This window comes from Bradyrhizobium sp. Ec3.3 (assembly GCF_000472925.1).
In the GTDB taxonomy this organism is placed as follows: domain Bacteria; phylum Pseudomonadota; class Alphaproteobacteria; order Rhizobiales; family Xanthobacteraceae; genus Bradyrhizobium.
On record NZ_AXAS01000015.1, the window covers coordinates 181060 to 197096 of the forward strand.

Below are 16037 nucleotides of genomic sequence, written 5' to 3' on the forward strand. Positions count from 1 at the left end.
TAAGCTCGATGGGTTTGGTTTCGTAGAGATAGTGACGCCTCAGCGCCACCCCAGCGCCGGCGCGACATGCTTCAGGATCGCTTCGATCGCGTGGGCGCAGTAGGCGACGCCCAGCTGGTTGGGAATCGTCAGCAGCAGCGTATCGGCCTCCGTTATGGCCTCGTCGTTGCGGAGCTGCTCGATCAGGACATCCGGCTCGGCGGCATAGCTGCGGCCGAAGATCGCGCGCGTCTGCGGGTCGATGAATCCGATCTGGTCCTCGGATTCGCCGCCACGCCCGAAATAGGCGCGATCGCGATCATCCATCAGCGCGAAGATGCTGCGGCTGACCGAGACGCACGGCTCGCGGGCGTGGCCGGCCTCCTTCCAGGCGGCCCGGTAGGCGCGAATCTGCGCGGCCTGCTGCACGTGGAAGGCTTCGCCCGTCTCGTCGTTCTTCAGCGTCGAGCTTTGCAGGTTCATGCCGAGCCTGGCCGCCCAGACGGCGGTGGCGTTCGAGCCGGCGCCCCACCAAATGCGCTCGCGCAGGCCGTCGGAATGTGGCTCGAGGCGGAGCAGGCCGGGCGGGTTTGGAAACATCGGATGCGGATTGGGTTTTGCAAAACCCTCGCCGCGGAGGAGGTCGAGGAAAACCTCGGCATGACGCCGGCCCATGTCGGCGTCATCGGCGCCTTCGGCCGGCTGATAACCAAAGTAGCGCCAGCCATCGATCACCTGCTCGGGCGAGCCGCGGCTGATGCCGAGCTGTAGCCGTCCGCCGGCGATCAGGTCGGCGCTACCTGCGTCCTCCGCCATGTAGAGCGGATTCTCGTAGCGCATGTCGATGACGGCCGTGCCGATTTCGATACGGCTGGTCCTCGCGCCCACTGCCGCCAGCAGCGGAAATGGCGAAGCAAGCTGGCGCGCGAAATGATGGACGCGGAAATAGGCCCCGTCCGCGCCCAGCTCCTCGGCGGCGACGGCGAGCTCGATGGATTGCAGCAGCGTATCCCCGGCCGAGCGGGTCTGCGACTGCGGCGAGGGCGTCCAGTGCCCGAACGAGAGAAATCCGATCTTTTTCATGGCGTTAATCTAGTGATGTCCCGATTGGTTTGCGATGGGCATTCTGAACATGGCGAAGACTCGAGATTTGCCCGTCTGCGCCCGGCATCCGCGAGCGGAGCGTCACCGGATGATGACGTTCGAACCTTGTACTGGCTGCTATCGTCTAATGAGGCAACCAATGTTTCCCAGCGACAAGGGCAATGTTCGACCGAAACTACCGCCAGCGACTTGAAGCTGATCTTGCGCAGTGGGAAGCCGATGGCGTGATCGCGCCGGCGGCCGCCGCCAGCATCCGCAATGTGCTTCCGCCGCTCTCCTCCGGCACCAACATTGCCGTGGTCGTGGCCATCGTCGGCGGCCTGCTGATCGCAGCCGCATTCCTTGCCTTCGTCGCCGCCCACTGGACGGAGCTTGCGCGCCTATTGCGGTTCGCAATTCTCATCGCCGGCATGATTGTTGCCGGCGGTCTCGGGGCGTGGTTCGCACACACGCAGCGGCCGGTTCTCGCCGATCTCTGCGCCGGCATCGGCGCGATCATCTTCGGCGCCGGCATCGCTTTGGTTGGCCAGATGTACCATCTGGGCGGGGACTTTGCCGGCGGCATGCTGCTGTGGTCGATCGGTGCGCTTGCGGCGGCGCTGCTGACCGGCTCGCGCGGCGCGCTTGCGGTCGGGCTCGCGGCCGCCTGCATATGGAGCTGCATGCGTGTCTACGATACGCCCGACGCCCTGCATCTGCCGTTCGCGGTGGTTTGGCTCGTCGCCGCGGGTCTCGCGCTTGCCTGGAACTCGCGCGTGGCCGCTCATCTCGTCGCGCTTGCCGTGCTGCCGTGGTGGATCGTGGCAGCGCTTGGCTTTGGTTTCGACAATCCTCAGCCGTCATTCGTTCTCGCTGACGGCGCGGCGTTGCTGTTCGGCGGCGGGCTTGCGATCGCAGCAGTGCCCTCGCAAAGGGCGCTCCGCTTCGGAGGCGTTTTGTCGGCCTATGGGGCATTTTCGCTGGCCGTCGTTGCCGTCCTCGAGGTGACGACTGTCGATGATATCTTCCGTATCGAGCCCGGCTCTGCCACTGCACAACCGCTGTGGGCCATCATGTGCGGGATCGCAGGCGCGATCCTCGCGTTTGCATCCGCCGGGATCACGAAGCGGATGGGTGAGGCCTTCGCAGGATGCGCGATCGCCCTCGTCCTGGTCGCTGCCCCCCTGTGGTGGGCGTCTCGGGCAGGCGAGCCATGGCTGGCCTATGCCGCTCTGCTTTGCGCGATGCTTGGCCTTGTCGTCTCCGGCATGCTCGATGCGGTACGCCCGCGGATCGTCGCGGGCTGGCTCGGGATCGCCGGCGTCATCGCTGGCATCACCTGGGTGGTGAAGGGCTCATTGCTGCGCCGCTCGGCCTTTCTTGCTGCAGCCGGCGTCATTGCTGTTGCATTTGCGACGGTCCTGGACCGCGCGCTGTCGAGGACCGACGAATGATCGAGGCCCTGGCTCCTCTCGCCGTGTTCTGGCGGCGCATCCCGAAAGCCGTGCTGTTCGGCGCGGCCATCCTGATTCAGTGTGCGCTGCTGATCGTGATGGTCGTCGATCGCATGCAGATCTTGCGCGATGGCACGGAGGTGACCTTGCAGACGCGGCCTGTCGATCCCCGCGACCTCTTGCGCGGCGACTATGTCGTGCTCGGCTACGATATCTCGCAATTGCCGGCGGGCGCGCTCGCCAATCAACCGGCCGCCGCGCGCAATCCCATCGTGTTCGTGAAGCTCGCGCCCAATGCCGACGGCCTCTACGAGGCGGTCTCGGTGCACACTGAGGCGGTGGCAGTTACCCCTCCCGAAGTGCTGATCCGCGGCCGCGTCAATTACGGCGCATCCTGCGGCTCAGGCCGGCGCGCCTTCTGCGACAAGCTCGCGATCTCCTACAATCTCGAAGGCTATTTCGTGCCCGAAGGCGAGGGCAGGAAGCTCGAACAAGCCCGCAACCAGAAGAAGCTGCGGGTCGTCGCAGCCGTGTTGCCGTCAGGCCGTGCCGCCATCAAGCGGCTGCTGCTCGACGGCGAACCGGTCTATGACGAGCCGTGGCTCTAGCCGTCGATCAATCCGGTCACATCTTCAATGCGCGGCGCATGACGTCCCAGACGCGTGGTTCCATCGATTGCGCCACGTTGAAGCGCATGAAGCGCGAAGCCGTTTGCGACACGCTGAACACGTTGCCCGGCGCGAGCACCGCGTCTTCGGCCAGGGCCGCGCGCGCGACTTGCGTCGAATCCAGTCCGTCCGGCAGGCGGCACCACAGAAAGAATCCGCCACGCGGCATCAGCCAGGGTTCGAGCCCGAGCGCGCCGAGCTTTCGCGCCACCTCGCGCCGGGTGCGCGTGAGCTTTTGCCTGAGCTCGTCCATGTGCTTGCGGTAGGTGCCGCCCGCGAGCACCTTCGCGATCACCTCGGTTGCGGCCGGGCTCGGGCCGCCGAAGCTGGTTGCGACCTGGAGGTCGACGAGATGCTCGATCCAGTCGGCGCGCGCGGCGATATAGCCGCAGCGCACCGAAGCGGAGAGCGTCTTGGAAAAGCTGCCGATACGGATGACGTTGGTGAGGCCGTCGAGCGCGGCAAGGCGCGGCGAACGTTCTGATTCGAAATCGGCAAAGATATCGTCCTCGATGATTGCCAGGTCATGTGCAGCGGCGACGCTCAGCACGCGATGCGCCGTTTGCAACGACAGCGTCGCGCCGGTCGGGTTGTGGAGTGCGGAATTGGTGATGTAGAGGCGCGGTCGCTCCGCGGCGAGGATTGCCTCGAAGCGCGCGACGTCCGGGCCCGACGGCGTGTAGGGCACGCCAATGATCTTCACCTGATGCGCACGCAGCAGGGCGCGAAAATTGAAGTAGCAGGGATCGTCGACCAGCACGGTGTCGCCGGGCCGCAGCAGGAAGCGGCAGACGAGGTCGGTGGCTTGTGTCCCCGAGGCCGTGAGCAGGAGCTGGTCGACCGAGGCCTCGATGCCGTCCTCGGCAAAGCGGGCCAGCAGATAGCGGCGCAGCGCAAGCGAGCCGCGTGTAGAGCCGTAGTCGGCAAGCAGGCTGTCATCGCTCCGGGCGAGCGCTCGGAAGGCGCGCCGCAAGGCGGCCTCCGGCATCCAGTCCGCCGGCAGCCAGCCGCAGCCCGGCTTGAGCGTCGTGGAATCCGCATCGAGCGATTGCCGTGAGACCCAGAACGGATCCACGGCGCGGTCGCGGCGCGGCTCGACACCGGTGAGCGCGAGCGGCGGCATGGTTGTCGCAGAGACGTAGAAGCCGGAGCCGCGCCGCGCCCGGATCAATCCTTCAGCCGCCAGGCGATCATAGGCTTCCACCACGGTGGAGGGCGAAACGCCCATGCTCGCGGCGAGCTTGCGGATCGACGGCAGGCGGTCGCCGGGGACAAGCGCGCGGCCCGCGACCTTGGCGCGGATGGTGCTCATCACGTCAGTGGTGCGCGCCCCGCCGCGGCCTCTGGTTTGCGTCAGTCTATCCAAGTGTATGGGCTTCCATACCGGTACAGTTTGGCCAGATTGTATGGGATTGTGGCTGGTTTCGCCACCGTCAAAAGGCCAGGGTCGCTCACGGGAAAGCGAGGCGACATGCAATCGGCCGGCAACGGATGGGGTAACGGACTTCTGGGCGTCGTCATCTTCAGCGGCTCGCTGCCGGCGACGCGCGTCGCAGTCGGCGGCTTCTCCGCGATCTTCCTGACCTCGGCGCGCGCGGTGATCGCCGCACTGTTAGGGGCGGCGCTGCTTGCCCTGCTTCGTCAGCAAAGACCCGCGCGAAAAGACCTTGCCTCGCTCGCCATCGTCTCGCTCGGCGTCGTGGTCGGCTTCCCGCTGCTGACAGCGCTGGCGCTTCTGCACATCACGTCGGCGCATTCGATCGTCTTCGTCGGCCTGTTGCCGCTTGCGACCGCAATCTTCGCCGTGCTGCGCGGCGGCGAGCGCCCGCGCTTGCCGTTCTGGTTGTTCTCGATCGTCGGCACCGCGACGGTCGCGGGCTTTGCGCTATCGGGCGGCGGCGCGGGCTCGCTCACCGGCGATCTCCTGATGGTTGCCGCGATCCTGCTCTGCGGCCTCGGCTATGCCGAAGGCGCGACGTTGTCGCGCCGGCTCGGCGGCTGGCAAGTCATCTCATGGGCGCTCATCCTCGCACTGCCATTGATGCTGCCCGTCGCGATCATGTCGCTGCCGCTGACATGGGACGGCATCGGCGCGCCGGCCTGGATCGGCCTTGCTTACGTCTCCGTCTTTAGCATGTTCGTCGGCTTCGTATTTTGGTACCGCGGCCTTGCGATCGGCGGCACCGCCAGCATCAGCCAGCTACAACAGCTTCAGCCCTTCTTCGGCCTCGCACTCGCCGGCCTCGTCCTGCACGAGCCGGTGGCGTGGAGCATGATCGCGGCGACCGCGCTCGTGGTCGTCTGCGTCGCGTTCGCGCGGCGGTTTGCGTGAGGCTGATGCCTCACCTCTGTCCCATCACCGTCAGCGTGCCTTCATTCGGGCGGCCGCCATCTAGTGTCAGGGCGATGCGATCAACGTTGATCTGAATCAACGCCCGTTCCGCAACTCTGGGTCTCATTGCATAAGGAGAGTTATCTCTTTGATGCATCGCATGCCCTACTTCGCAATGCCTGGAGCGGATAAGGAGTCGAACTGGCTGCCTGCACCCGCCGGCAAGTTCATTCTGATGCTGCGGATGTATTGGCCGAACGAGAAGGCGCCTTCGATCATCAACGGCACCTGGTCTCCGCCGGCCGTCAGAAGGGTTGCGAGCAGCTGATCGCAAAGGACCAGCAAACGGGAGCAGTGGTAGGAGCAGATCAAGGTTCAGCAGAACCTGAGGGAGGTCAAGATGAAGATCGCGCTTTTGTCGGCGGCACTCCTCGGAGGCCAATTGGTGATGCCCGTTTCCGATCGCGTTCCCCATTTGAATGTTGAGGCACTGTGCAAGGGCACAGCGGCCGATGACAAGGCGAATGGAATCGTTTTGGGGCAGAGTTTCGACAACTGCATGAGCGATGAAACGAAGGCTCAGCAGCAGCTGGTTGCCCTTTGGTCGGCAAATGCCGGTCCTGTTCGCGATCGCTGCGAAAAGGAGGCTACTTCAATTGCCTTCGCTCAAAGCTACGTTGATCTCCTCACTTGTATCCAGGAAGGCGACCCCGCGAGTCCGCCGTCCGGAGCCCCGTCAAACCGAGCAAGCAAGAAGCGAGACGCGAAGTAGATCTGTCGAACTAACAAAGGAGGCTGTCATGCAATACAGAACAAAACTGTGGTTGGCCGGCGCCGTTATTGCCTGCGCAGCCATAAGCTCGGTGCAGTGGTCAGAAGATGGACTTTCGTTCTCGATTCAGAGCGCACAGGCCCGCGTCGGGCGGCCAGCGACGCCAGTAAGTGTCGCCGGCGTCGCGCGTCGTACAACGCGCCGCGCCGTCGTCGGCGGTGCGGCCGTAGGTGCAGCGGCCGCTGGAGCCGCCGTAGTGGCGCCAACTTGCGCCCGCGTGCTGGTCAATGGTGTGTGGGTCTGTCGCTAGGCGAGCGAACGGTCCTTTGGAGGTGATCGCAGCGACCGCACTCGTGGTCGTCCGCGTCGCCTTTGCGCGGCGGGTTGGGTGAGGCCGTCGCCTCACCCCTGTCCCATCACCGTCCGCGTCAGCGCGCTCCTTGCGAACTTCTTCAGCGGCATCGGCTTGCCGAAAAGATAGCCCTGCACGAGATCGAAGCCGATCTCGTTGGCAGCGACGAGATCGGCGCGGGTTTCGATGCCTTCGGCGACGCTGTGCGCGCCGTAGTCGCGAGCGAGCTCGACGATGTGGCGGCACACGTTGCGCTTCAGCGCATCGTTGCTGCTGCCGGTGACGAAGTGCCGGTCGGCCTTGAGCTTGACGAAGGGAAACCGGTCGAGACCCATCAGCTCCGGCCAGTTGGTGCCGACATTGTCGATGGCGAGCCCGATGTTGTGAAAGCGTACCTCGGATGCGACGTCGAGAAGACAATCGAGATTACGGATCACTTCGTCGCTTGCGATCTCGATCGTCAGCCCGCCGAACGCGGGATGGGCGGGCATGCGCCGGCAGAGATCGCGCACGGCCTGGGGCTCGTGCAGGAACGTGGCCGGCAGGTTGATCGAGAGATCGACCGGGCTCTGCCGCTCCACGAGATAGTGCCAGTCCTGCAGGGCGCGTTCGATCACGAACTCGGACAGTTCGCGAAAATGCGGATCGCGCTCCTCCGGAATGAAATAAGCCGGCGGCACCACGCCCCAGGTCGGATGCCGCATCCGCACCAGCGCCTCGGCACCGCAGCGGATCAGTGTGCGTGCGTCGATCTTCGGTTGGTACCAGAGCTCGAGCCAGCCCGCATGCAAGGCTTCGCCGACATGCACGGCGGGGCTCGGCGCCGGCTCGTCCGGCAGCAGCATCGCGATGCGGTCGCGCAGCGTCTCTGCGGCAAAGGGCGTCGTAAGTGGCGGCAGCATGGCAAGGCCATACTCCTGGCCGACCTGCTGCACCGCCTTGACAATGATCGATTCGCGGGCGCCGACGGCCAAAACCTTGCCGCCGAATTCCTCGCGAACCAAAATCTCCAGAAACTTGCCGGGCTCGATGCCATCGGCGGCAATGCCGAGCAGGATGAGGTCGGGGAGTTCCGTGGCGAGCATGCCACGCAGCTCCTCGGCATTGCCGCATTCGCTGGTGACGAAGCCGAGATCCTCCAGCACTTCGCTCATGAAGGCACGCAAGTGCCGCTTGCCGTCAGCCACGCAGGCGCGCGGCGTCACTTTCCGCCGTCCAAAGGTTACGGTCTTCCGTCCGGCGAGCTCGCCCAGCCCCTCGTCCATCGCACACCACTCCCGTTCCGTGACAACTTCATAACGGCGAGCGCGGCTCCAAATATGGAGAGCTTCAGCATCATTGTTGAATTATTTGGGTAACGTTAAAGCCCTCATCATATGTAAAATTGTACGCATCCTGTTGAAGAAGACTTCACATTCGCGTCCGTCTCGCGCACGCGGTCTTGCAATCGTTGCGATATCGGCGATGCCGTGCACGCGAAGCGGCAACTCACCTGACCGGGCGATCAGGCGACATCGCGCGCGATGTCGCCTCATTCGATAACGCCGGTATCAGTTGCTGGCAGCCTTGTCGTGCCGAGCCATGCCGACCGCCTTGTAGTCATAGGTCGGATAGAACTCGGTCCGATAAGGCCCCCACGCGCTGTCCTCGATGATGCGGTTGACCTCGCGCAGCCGCGAGGCCGGCAGGCGCAGTGTGACCACCTGGCCGACGCCCATCATCACGTACCAGCTCACCACCTCGACGCCCGCTGGCGGGAAGGATTTGTAGTAACCCTGCTTCTCGAGCTGGGCATTCAGCTCGCTCAGCGGGCGCGACTGGTCGTGCTTGAAGAACACCGTGAGCATGACGGCATTGTCGGCGGTCGGCGCGACGTTCTCCGGCGGCGGCGCGGTCTGCGCAATGGCCGCGGACTTGATCGCCAATGCGCCGGCCAGCAATGCAGCCATGGTCAACGTCGCTCTCACTGATCTCATTTGCGAGTTCCTTCCCTTCTCACGCTTGCCGGCCCGGACGAGGGGCGGGCGTCAGCCCACCCTATATTCGCCCGAGATGTTCTTGCCAGTGTAGTCGGTCATCGCCGCGGTCGCGATCAGGCTGATCACGGCGCAGAGCGCGATATAGGCCGCGATCGCGGTCGCCGACTCGAACGTGCCGAACAGCCAGGCCGCGATCAGGGGCGCCGGACCGCCGGCGATGACGGAGGCGAGCTGATAGCCGAGTGAGGCGCCGCTGTAGCGCAGGCGTCCGGTGAAGCTTTCGGCGATCAATGCGGCCTGCGGGCCGTACATCATGTCATGCGGGATCAGCGACAGGATGATGGCGAGGAAGATGACCGGCTCCGAGCCGGTGTCGAGCATGCGGAAATAGATGAAGCCGAATACGCCGGTCACGGCCGCGCCGATCATGTACATGTTCTTGCGCCCGAAGCGGTCGGACAGATGCCCGAACAGCGGGATCGAAACGAACGACAGCACCGAGGCACAAAGCACCGCGGTGAGGAGGAAGTCGCGCGACACGTTCAGCGTCTTGACGCCGTAGGCGAAGATGAAGGCGGTGAAGATGTAGAACGGTGCCTGCTCGGCCATGCGGGCAAAGGCCGACAGCAGGATCTCCTTCGGATGCTCCTTGATCACCTGCAGCATCGGCGTGCGCTCGACCTTGCGCTCCGCGACCAGCCTGGAAAACACCGGCGTTTCCAGAATGCCGAGCCGGATGTAGAGGCCGACGCCCACCAGGATGAGGCTCAGCGCAAAGGGCACGCGCCAGCCCCATGACAAGAACTGCTCGCCGGACATCTGGCTGAAGGCGAGCACGGCGAGGTTGGCGAGGAACAGGCCGCAGGGCACGCCGAACTGCGGCCATGAGGCAATAAAGCCGCGGGAATGATCGTTGCGCGCCCATTCCATCGACATCAGCACCGAGCCGCCCCATTCGCCGCCGACGCCGACGCCCTGGATGAAGCGCAGCACGGTCAGGAGGACCGCGCCCCAGATCCCGATGCTCGAATAGGTCGGGACCAGCGCCACCGCGAAGGTGGCGAGCCCCATCAGCAGAAGCGTCGCAATCAGCGTCGATTTGCGGCCGATGCGGTCGCCGTAATGGCCGAAAATGGCCGCGCCGACGGGACGGGCGACGAAGCCGACGGCGTAGATCGCGAAGGCCTCGAGCGTGCCAACCCACGGATCGGAATGCGGAAAGAACAGTTTTGCGAAAACGAGGCCGGTGACGGTCGAGTAGAGGAAGAAATCGTACCACTCGATGGCGGTGCCGATGGTGGAGGCGATCACGGCGCGGCGCAGCTGAAGCTGGTGCTCGCCGTCGGGCAGCGAGAGCGGGTCGACATGGGAGAGGGACATGGCGGGAGCCTTTCGTGCAACGGCGCCCCCGAGCCCCTACTGTGCATGGGGTTGTTTCGACGAAAAAACCTCCGAGCCGCCGTCAGGGTTCCAAGACGACCGCGTCCGACGGGTTCGACTTTTGGAGGAACCCGGCCCCGGGGCGGGCGAGTGTGATGCAGTTCACATGCGTCTTGCCGCGCCCGCGCTATCAATGCGGTCACCGGTGATGGGCTGCGTGAGGATCGCAGCGATGACGACGCGGCGTATGATGGCCTGGTGGTTCTGGTTCGTGCTGTCGGGACGATTTCTCGACCGCTTCCTGAGCATGCCGCCCGCTCCGCGGGACTAGCCGAACTTTAGGTCTGCCCGATCAGCTTCCGGAACGCCGCCGCGCCATCCTGCACGGCATCGCGCCCCTTCCAGGCGAGATAGCTCAGCTTGCCCGCGATCGAGTCATGGTTGCGCAGGCGGCGCGAGCCGAGGATGTGGCCGACATTGTCGGGGAAGCGGCTGACCTCGGCGGCGACGAGCGCGGCGATCGCGTCCATCAATTGCTGGAGGCGGATGCCCCATTCGGATGGCTCGATCTCGTCGATGCGGACCTTGAGCGCATATTCGGTGTCATAGATTTCGGCGAGCAGGTCGCGCGCGATCAGCACCCGGTTGTTTTTCAGCGCGACGCGCAGCGCCAGGCGCTTGTCATCGAGCCGGTCGAGCACCATCGCAACCGTCATGGCATAGGGGGTGGCGGCAACGTCGGCGGCGGCCTTGGTCGGCGCGGCCTTGGTGGCGAGACGGATCAGGTGCCAGGGCGTCTTCAGCCGCCGCGCCACCAGCGCCAGCGCAAAGGGCAGGGCCTCGGGATTGGCCTTCCTGAAGGCGTCGAGGCGCGCGGTGATCTGCGCCGCCTGGCCGTCGTCGAATTTCGAGATCTTCTCGGGCAGCTTCTCGTTGAACTTCGACAGCGCGGCGTTCGCGCGCAGCACCTGCAGCATCTTGGTCACATCGTCGAAGGCGAAGCGCGAGGCGGTGTATTGCCCGAGTTTGGCGCGGGCGAGCCCGGTGCCGTCGGGCGAGGCGAGCGTGTTCTCGAGGACCTTGATGACCTTGATCTGGAACGCGGTCGCGGTCTTCTGCACCTCCTTCGGGTTATTGGCCGCGACCTGATCGTTGATCGCCTTGACGTAGTCGCGCGCCATGGTCGGCAGCAGGTCGCGGCAGATCCACTCCCAGATCGGGGTCAGCGTGTTACGCGAGATCCGCCCCATATTGGCGTGCTCGGGCGCGCCGTCCATCAAGAGCAGCTCGAGCGGAGCGAAGAAGGAACGCGACGGATTGGTGGCGCGCCCCTGGGTCGAACCGTCCTTGCGGAATTCGGCGCGCAGCTTCGCCTGGATGTCGGGTGAGCCCGGCATGTCGATGCCGCACAGCTCCAGCCGCTCGAGCTCGCTGAGCAGACAGCTCCGCGACAGCGGCGTCAGCCTCTGCAAGAATTCCCAGAGCTGTTCGACATGGCTCATGGCACGCAATTTTTCGCAACTTTTCCGGAACTGTTACTGGTTCGTCGCGTGGAGGCATTTGCGCGCTCTCAACTGTGCTCCAGAGAAGCAAGTCACTGTTAATTAATTGGTAAAGTCGTACGGCGTGGCCGCCCGCCGGCCGCCCTGACGTTAAGAAGGGATTTCAGGAGATGCCTGAGATTTAGGCAGGATCTGCAACCGATGTGCGGTATCCTAGGCAATCTAACAAGCATAAATTGTGCAACCGCCGGGGATTTGGCACAAAACCGTCAAAATCACCGTAGTCTTACGGAACAGAAAGTTAAGCACGATTCGCCCCGGGTTCCGCTAAACGAACCACATGGCGCATCAGAATGATCCGGTCGCTGATTCGCGATCGCCGGCTTGGTACGAAAGCAGCAGTTCTCCGCACGAAGAGCTCGAACTCGCCCGGTTGAACGCCGCCCGTGCCAAGGCATCCGAGGAGACCGCCACCGCGATCGCCCGCGAGCTGAACGGCCCCCTGACCGCCCTTCTCCTTTACATGGGCGAAATCAAGCATCACAGCGACCAGCTTTTCGCGATCTCGGCCGATCGAGCCTATTTGCAGCGCGTGGTCGAGAATGCGCTGGCGCAGACCGAGCGTGTCTGCTCGCTGGTGAAGCAGCTCGGCGGCGCGCCGCGGAACGGAGTGTCAGGGATCGACGACGCCGAGGCCAAGGCCGGACGCGCGCCGCTCGCCCTGCGTGAGGCCGGCAGCGAGCTCTCCAGCTCGCACGGTCCGAAGCGGTTGACCAGGCGCGAACGCGAGGTGCTGCGGCTGATCAGCGAAGGCTATTCGAACAAGCAGGGCGCGCTGCGAATGCAGATCAGCCCGCGCACCTTCGAGAGCCATCGCGCGGAGGCCATGCGCAAGCTCGGGGCGCGCAACACCGCGGATCTGGTCCGCGCGGCGCTGCTGCATTCGATCGATTGAGGCGGCCGGGCCGCCGTATAGTTTCAGTAATAGTCGTCCGCGAAGGGGCGCGCGCGCGAGCTCGGACGCAGCGGCTTCACCTCGTCCTTCGGCGCGCTCGGGATGATCGTGATGGTCCAGCGCGGCGGGATGCTCGATTCCTGTTCCAGCACGGCGCGCACGAAACCGGTCACCGTCTCCTCGCCCGATTTCACCGTCGCCATGCGGCCGTTGAACTGGGCGATGCGGAAGCGGCGGACTTCCTTCTGGTCCGCGGTTTCATAGGTGAACATGGAAACCCTCCTGGTCTCGCGCGACTATCGCCACCTATGATTAGCCATGTATGAAAATCCCAAGCCGTAGAAGTACGGCGGGATTTTCTGCGAGGGATCAGGCGTCCGCCTCGCGCGCCGCAGCGTAGGCTTTCGCCATCGCCTCGAGCAGCTCGCGGTAGGCGGCGTCATCGAGCGCCGCCGCGTCTCGTTCGAGCTGCTGGGCGAGCGCCGCGAGCCGCTGATAGCCGAACGTGCGCGCCGCGCTCTTCAGCGAATGGGCTTCGCGCTCGATCCGAGCACGCTGCTGCGCGAGGGTGAGATCGCCGAACAGCTTGAGGCGCGCATCGGTCTCGCTCCAGAACACGGCGCGGACCTCGCCGGCCCCGTCCACTCCGATCTCGCGCACCAGCGCCTGGAAGGCACAGGGATCCCGTACCGGCTCGGCGGCGAGGGAGGATTCGGCAGTCAGCAGGGCGGCAGCTTCGCGCATGAGAGGGTTCTAGCGGCTGAATGTCTACGCCGTGTAAACTTCACGCGCGGTGGCGGCATCTAGCGCATGATCCGGAAAAGTGGGACGCAGTTTTCTGCGCGCCAAACGCGGAACGCGTTTGCGCGGAGATCAAACAACAACCTAAAGCGCGATGATGATTCAGCCCAATCTCATCGCGCTTTAGCCCTTCGGATCATCGCGGCCCAAGCAGCCGGTCGTACTGCGCCTTCACCGTGGCGTAGCATTCGCACGCGGTCTGGCGCAGCCCGTCGAGATTGTTGATCTGGATGTGGCCGCGGCTGTAGTGGATGAAATTGGCCTGTTGCAGCGTGTTGGCGACCAGCGAGACGCTGTTTCGCCGCGCGCCGATCATCTGCGCCAGGTTCTCCTGGGTCAGCAGCAGCCGGACGTCGCCCGACAGGTCGTGGATCTGCAACAGGCACCGCGACAGCCGCGACTCCACGGGATGGGCGGCATTGCAGCCGGCGGTCTGCTGGACCTGCGCATAGACCGCAAGCCCGTGGCGCGTCAGCAGCGTCCGCAATGAGGAACTCTGGTCGGCCGCCGCGCGCAACCGGTCGAGTTCCATCACCGAGGCCGTGCCGCCGACGAGCACCACCGCGCTGTTCAGCGCGCTCGTATCGCCCATCGCCGACAGTGCTCCGAGCAGGCTGTCGCGGCCGATCATTGCGACCTGCACATGCTCGCCCCTGGCGAGTTCCACGACCAGCGAGATCACCCCGCGATGCGGGAAATAGGCGCGCTTGAGCGTTTCGCCGGTCTCCACCAGCACGGTCTCATGGGGCAGTTCGGTGATGCGCAAGTGCGGGCGGATCAACTCATAATCATCCGCCGACAGAGCAGACAGGAAACCGTTGGATGGACGCACCATCGTTTCCATAACTGCCTCCCGTCTTTCCCAGCCGGCGAAGCGCAAACGCGTATCCGCCATCCCTCGCACGGGTCTAAGGCGCCCATCATGTGCCTTCCGGGATATGTTGGCAATTGGACATATAGCCCCTCATCGTCGCGGGCAGCCTCTGTGCACGTCGGCATGCACAAGAAGTTGCGTCACCACGACGCAGCCTGCCGGCTCACGGAGCGGATACCAGCAGCCGCGCATAGACATTTTTCACCGCGCCGTAACACGCACAGCATGTTGCCTCCAACGCATGGGGGTCCGCGATTTCGATCTGGCCGCGGCTGTAGCGGATGATGCCGGCGCGCTGCAGCGAATGCGCGACCAGCGAGATCGCGTTGCGTCGCACGCCGATCATCTGCGCCAGCAACTCCTGCGTCAGTGGAAGGGTCGCGCTGTCGCAGAGGTCGCGGGCGCGCAGCAGCCAGCGCGCAAGGCGCGCTTCGGCCGGATGCAACGTGTTGCAAAGCACCGATTGTTGCGCGTGGGCCAGCAGCGCTTGTTCGTGCCGGACCATCAGGCGACGGAACCGCGGGCTTTTGTCGGCGACACCGCGAAATGCGGTGCAGTCCAGGCTGACCGCCGTGCCCGAAAACAGCACGACGGCGTCCGCCAGCGCAGCCCAGCCGGCCAGAGCCGCGCCGCTGCCGATGACACTGTCGCGGCCCAGCATCGCCACCTCGATCGTCTGTCCCTCTGCGAGATTGACCGTCAATGAAACCGCGCCGCGAAGCGGGAAGTAGACCTGCTTCGGCGGAGCGCCGTCCACGCCCAGGGACATCTCCCTGGCCAGCTCGACGGTCGCGAGATGGGGCTCCAGCAGCGCGAAGTCTGCTGCATCGAGCGTCCTGAGCAATTGATTGGGCGGGCGACCGCTTGCAGTCATGCGAGATCAATCCGGCGCTGCCGTTCGTCGTCACGCCGCGCGCCGCGGTCGCACGGCTGACCCACGATACAACATAAGTTGTGTATTGGTCTATATACACGTCGGAGGGCAGGCGCCTCGCCGCGACGGGAATGAGAACACGCGCCGATTGCCGATTCGCAGCCGGGAGAGCAGGCGCGTCGCATCCTGTGCGAGCCATCATGGGGTAAGAGTCTGTTTACCTCGAATGCCCATCGCGTGCGTCGCGGCCGGAGCAGCAATCACCGGCCTTACGGGCGATGACGGATGCGGATGTGTGATTCACCCGCGCGGCGCCGGCATAGCGCCTTTCACCGCCGAGGCTCTCTTTTACGGGGCGTCCCGCGACGCGTGGCGCGCCGACAGTTTGCGTCATCGCCGCGACGCCTGCGGCCGGTTTTGTCGAAAACCGCCAGGGCGCAGCGCCAAACGACAAAGTCGTCTTCAATATCCGTATTAGCACGGAGGTCGAAATTAACGCGGCCGTGAAATGCGATGTCTAACGATCGAAGGGAGGGCATTGCGTCGATTGTGAGAAGTCGGATCAGGCAGTCGCGATCAAGGCCGGGAAGCTGGCGGCGAGTCCAAGGTTGGTAAGGCGTATTCCATGGATGATCTGTTGCGGGAGTTTTTGACGGAGACCAGCGAGAGCCTGGACACCGTCGACAATCAGCTGGTGAAGTTCGAGCAGGAGCCGAACAACGCCAAGATCCTGGATAACATCTTCCGCCTCGTCCACACCATCAAGGGTACCTGCGGCTTTCTGGGGCTGCCGCGGCTCGAAGCGCTGGCGCATGCCGGCGAGACGCTGATGGGCAAATTCCGCGACGGCATGCCGGTCACCGCTGAGGCGGTGACGGTGATCCTGTCGTCGATCGACCGCATCAAGGAGATTCTGGCCGGGCTCGAGGCNACCGAAGCCGAGCCCGAGGGCACCGACCGCGACCTCATCGACAAGCTGGAAGCGATGGTCGAGCAGGGCATGGCCGCAATGGCTGCTGGCGGAGCCGCACC

At 64.6% G+C, this 16037-nt stretch carries 16 protein-coding genes and 1 pseudogene; 7 read left to right on the forward strand and 10 right to left on the reverse strand.

Annotated features, from left to right (window positions below):
• Positions 1 to 39 precede the first annotated feature (39 nt).
• On the reverse strand, positions 40 to 1062 hold the full coding sequence (locus tag YUU_RS0117680; RefSeq protein ID WP_027523592.1) for an LLM class flavin-dependent oxidoreductase: 1023 nt from the start codon (positions 1060 to 1062) through the stop codon (positions 40 to 42).
• 182 nt (positions 1063 to 1244) lie between these two features.
• Here YUU_RS0117680 and YUU_RS0117685 point away from each other — a divergent pair, with 182 nt between their 5' ends.
• Together YUU_RS0117685 and YUU_RS0117690 are read left to right on the forward strand one after the other, a co-directional pair.
• Complete coding sequence (locus tag YUU_RS0117685) at positions 1245 to 2516, forward strand: DUF2157 domain-containing protein (protein ID WP_027523593.1); 1272 nt, start codon at positions 1245 to 1247, stop codon at positions 2514 to 2516.
• Complete coding sequence (locus YUU_RS0117690) at positions 2513 to 3124, forward strand: GDYXXLXY domain-containing protein (protein ID WP_027523594.1); 612 nt, start codon at positions 2513 to 2515, stop codon at positions 3122 to 3124. Before YUU_RS0117685 ends, YUU_RS0117690 begins: the two co-directional genes overlap by 4 nt.
• A gap of 16 nt (positions 3125 to 3140) precedes the next feature.
• On the opposite strand, the gene YUU_RS0117695 is transcribed toward YUU_RS0117690, so the two are convergent.
• Positions 3141 to 4496: a PLP-dependent aminotransferase family protein gene (locus YUU_RS0117695; protein ID WP_051389778.1), complete on the reverse strand. Its 1356-nt coding sequence runs from the start codon at positions 4494 to 4496 to the stop codon at positions 3141 to 3143.
• A gap of 159 nt (positions 4497 to 4655) precedes the next feature.
• Here YUU_RS0117695 and YUU_RS0117700 point away from each other — a divergent pair, with 159 nt between their 5' ends.
• From YUU_RS0117700 to YUU_RS0117710, 3 genes and pseudogenes are all read left to right on the forward strand, one after another.
• A complete protein-coding gene (locus YUU_RS0117700) occupies positions 4656 to 5516 on the forward strand; it encodes a DMT family transporter (protein ID WP_027523596.1) in 861 nt (286 codons plus the stop codon).
• 178 nt (positions 5517 to 5694) lie between these two features.
• Positions 5695 to 5844 (forward strand): annotated as a pseudogene (locus YUU_RS58730) (DUF1214 domain-containing protein); the annotation flags it as partial.
• 72 nt (positions 5845 to 5916) lie between these two features.
• Positions 5917 to 6288 (forward strand): hypothetical protein, encoded by a 372-nt coding sequence (locus YUU_RS0117710; RefSeq protein ID WP_027523597.1) that lies wholly within the window; start codon positions 5917 to 5919, stop codon positions 6286 to 6288.
• Positions 6289 to 6690: 402 nt separating this feature from the next.
• Here YUU_RS0117710 and YUU_RS0117715 read toward each other — a convergent pair whose 3' ends face one another.
• The 4 genes from YUU_RS0117715 to YUU_RS0117735 form a co-directional block, all read right to left on the reverse strand.
• Positions 6691 to 7905 (reverse strand): EAL domain-containing protein, encoded by a 1215-nt coding sequence (locus YUU_RS0117715; RefSeq protein WP_027523598.1) that lies wholly within the window; start codon positions 7903 to 7905, stop codon positions 6691 to 6693.
• Positions 7906 to 8190: 285 nt separating this feature from the next.
• Complete coding sequence (locus YUU_RS0117720) at positions 8191 to 8616, reverse strand: hypothetical protein (RefSeq protein WP_027523599.1); 426 nt, start codon at positions 8614 to 8616, stop codon at positions 8191 to 8193.
• Positions 8617 to 8667: 51 nt separating this feature from the next.
• Complete coding sequence (locus YUU_RS0117725; RefSeq protein ID WP_027523600.1) at positions 8668 to 9999, reverse strand: MFS transporter; 1332 nt, start codon at positions 9997 to 9999, stop codon at positions 8668 to 8670.
• A 338-nt stretch (positions 10000 to 10337) separates the two neighbouring features.
• A complete protein-coding gene (locus YUU_RS0117735; RefSeq protein WP_027523601.1) occupies positions 10338 to 11501 on the reverse strand; it encodes a hypothetical protein in 1164 nt (387 codons plus the stop codon).
• Between the two features lie 340 nt (positions 11502 to 11841).
• Between YUU_RS0117735 and YUU_RS0117740 the strand changes: the two genes are divergently transcribed.
• The gene (locus tag YUU_RS0117740; RefSeq protein ID WP_027523602.1) at positions 11842 to 12456 is read left to right on the forward strand and encodes a helix-turn-helix transcriptional regulator; all 615 of its coding nucleotides are present in this window, start codon (positions 11842 to 11844) and stop codon (positions 12454 to 12456) included.
• Positions 12457 to 12479: 23 nt separating this feature from the next.
• On the opposite strand, the gene YUU_RS0117745 is transcribed toward YUU_RS0117740, so the two are convergent.
• The 4 genes from YUU_RS0117745 to YUU_RS0117760 all read right to left on the reverse strand — a co-directional run bounded on the left by YUU_RS0117745 (position 12480) and on the right by YUU_RS0117760 (position 15005).
• A complete protein-coding gene (locus tag YUU_RS0117745) occupies positions 12480 to 12728 on the reverse strand; it encodes a hypothetical protein (RefSeq protein WP_027523603.1) in 249 nt (82 codons plus the stop codon).
• A 97-nt stretch (positions 12729 to 12825) separates the two neighbouring features.
• Positions 12826 to 13200 carry an Hpt domain-containing protein gene (locus tag YUU_RS0117750; RefSeq protein ID WP_027523604.1) on the reverse strand — a complete coding sequence of 125 codons (375 nt, stop codon included), beginning with the start codon at positions 13198 to 13200 and terminating at the stop codon, positions 12826 to 12828.
• 193 nt (positions 13201 to 13393) lie between these two features.
• Complete coding sequence (locus YUU_RS0117755) at positions 13394 to 14101, reverse strand: Crp/Fnr family transcriptional regulator (protein WP_027523605.1); 708 nt, start codon at positions 14099 to 14101, stop codon at positions 13394 to 13396.
• A gap of 193 nt (positions 14102 to 14294) precedes the next feature.
• Positions 14295 to 15005 (reverse strand): Crp/Fnr family transcriptional regulator, encoded by a 711-nt coding sequence (locus YUU_RS0117760; protein ID WP_027523606.1) that lies wholly within the window; start codon positions 15003 to 15005, stop codon positions 14295 to 14297.
• A 625-nt stretch (positions 15006 to 15630) separates the two neighbouring features.
• On the opposite strand from YUU_RS0117760, the gene YUU_RS0117765 reads away from it, so the two are divergent.
• Positions 15631 to 16037, forward strand: a 407-nt coding sequence (locus tag YUU_RS0117765; RefSeq protein ID WP_027523607.1) for an Hpt domain-containing protein, incomplete at its 3' end; no start/stop codon positions are given.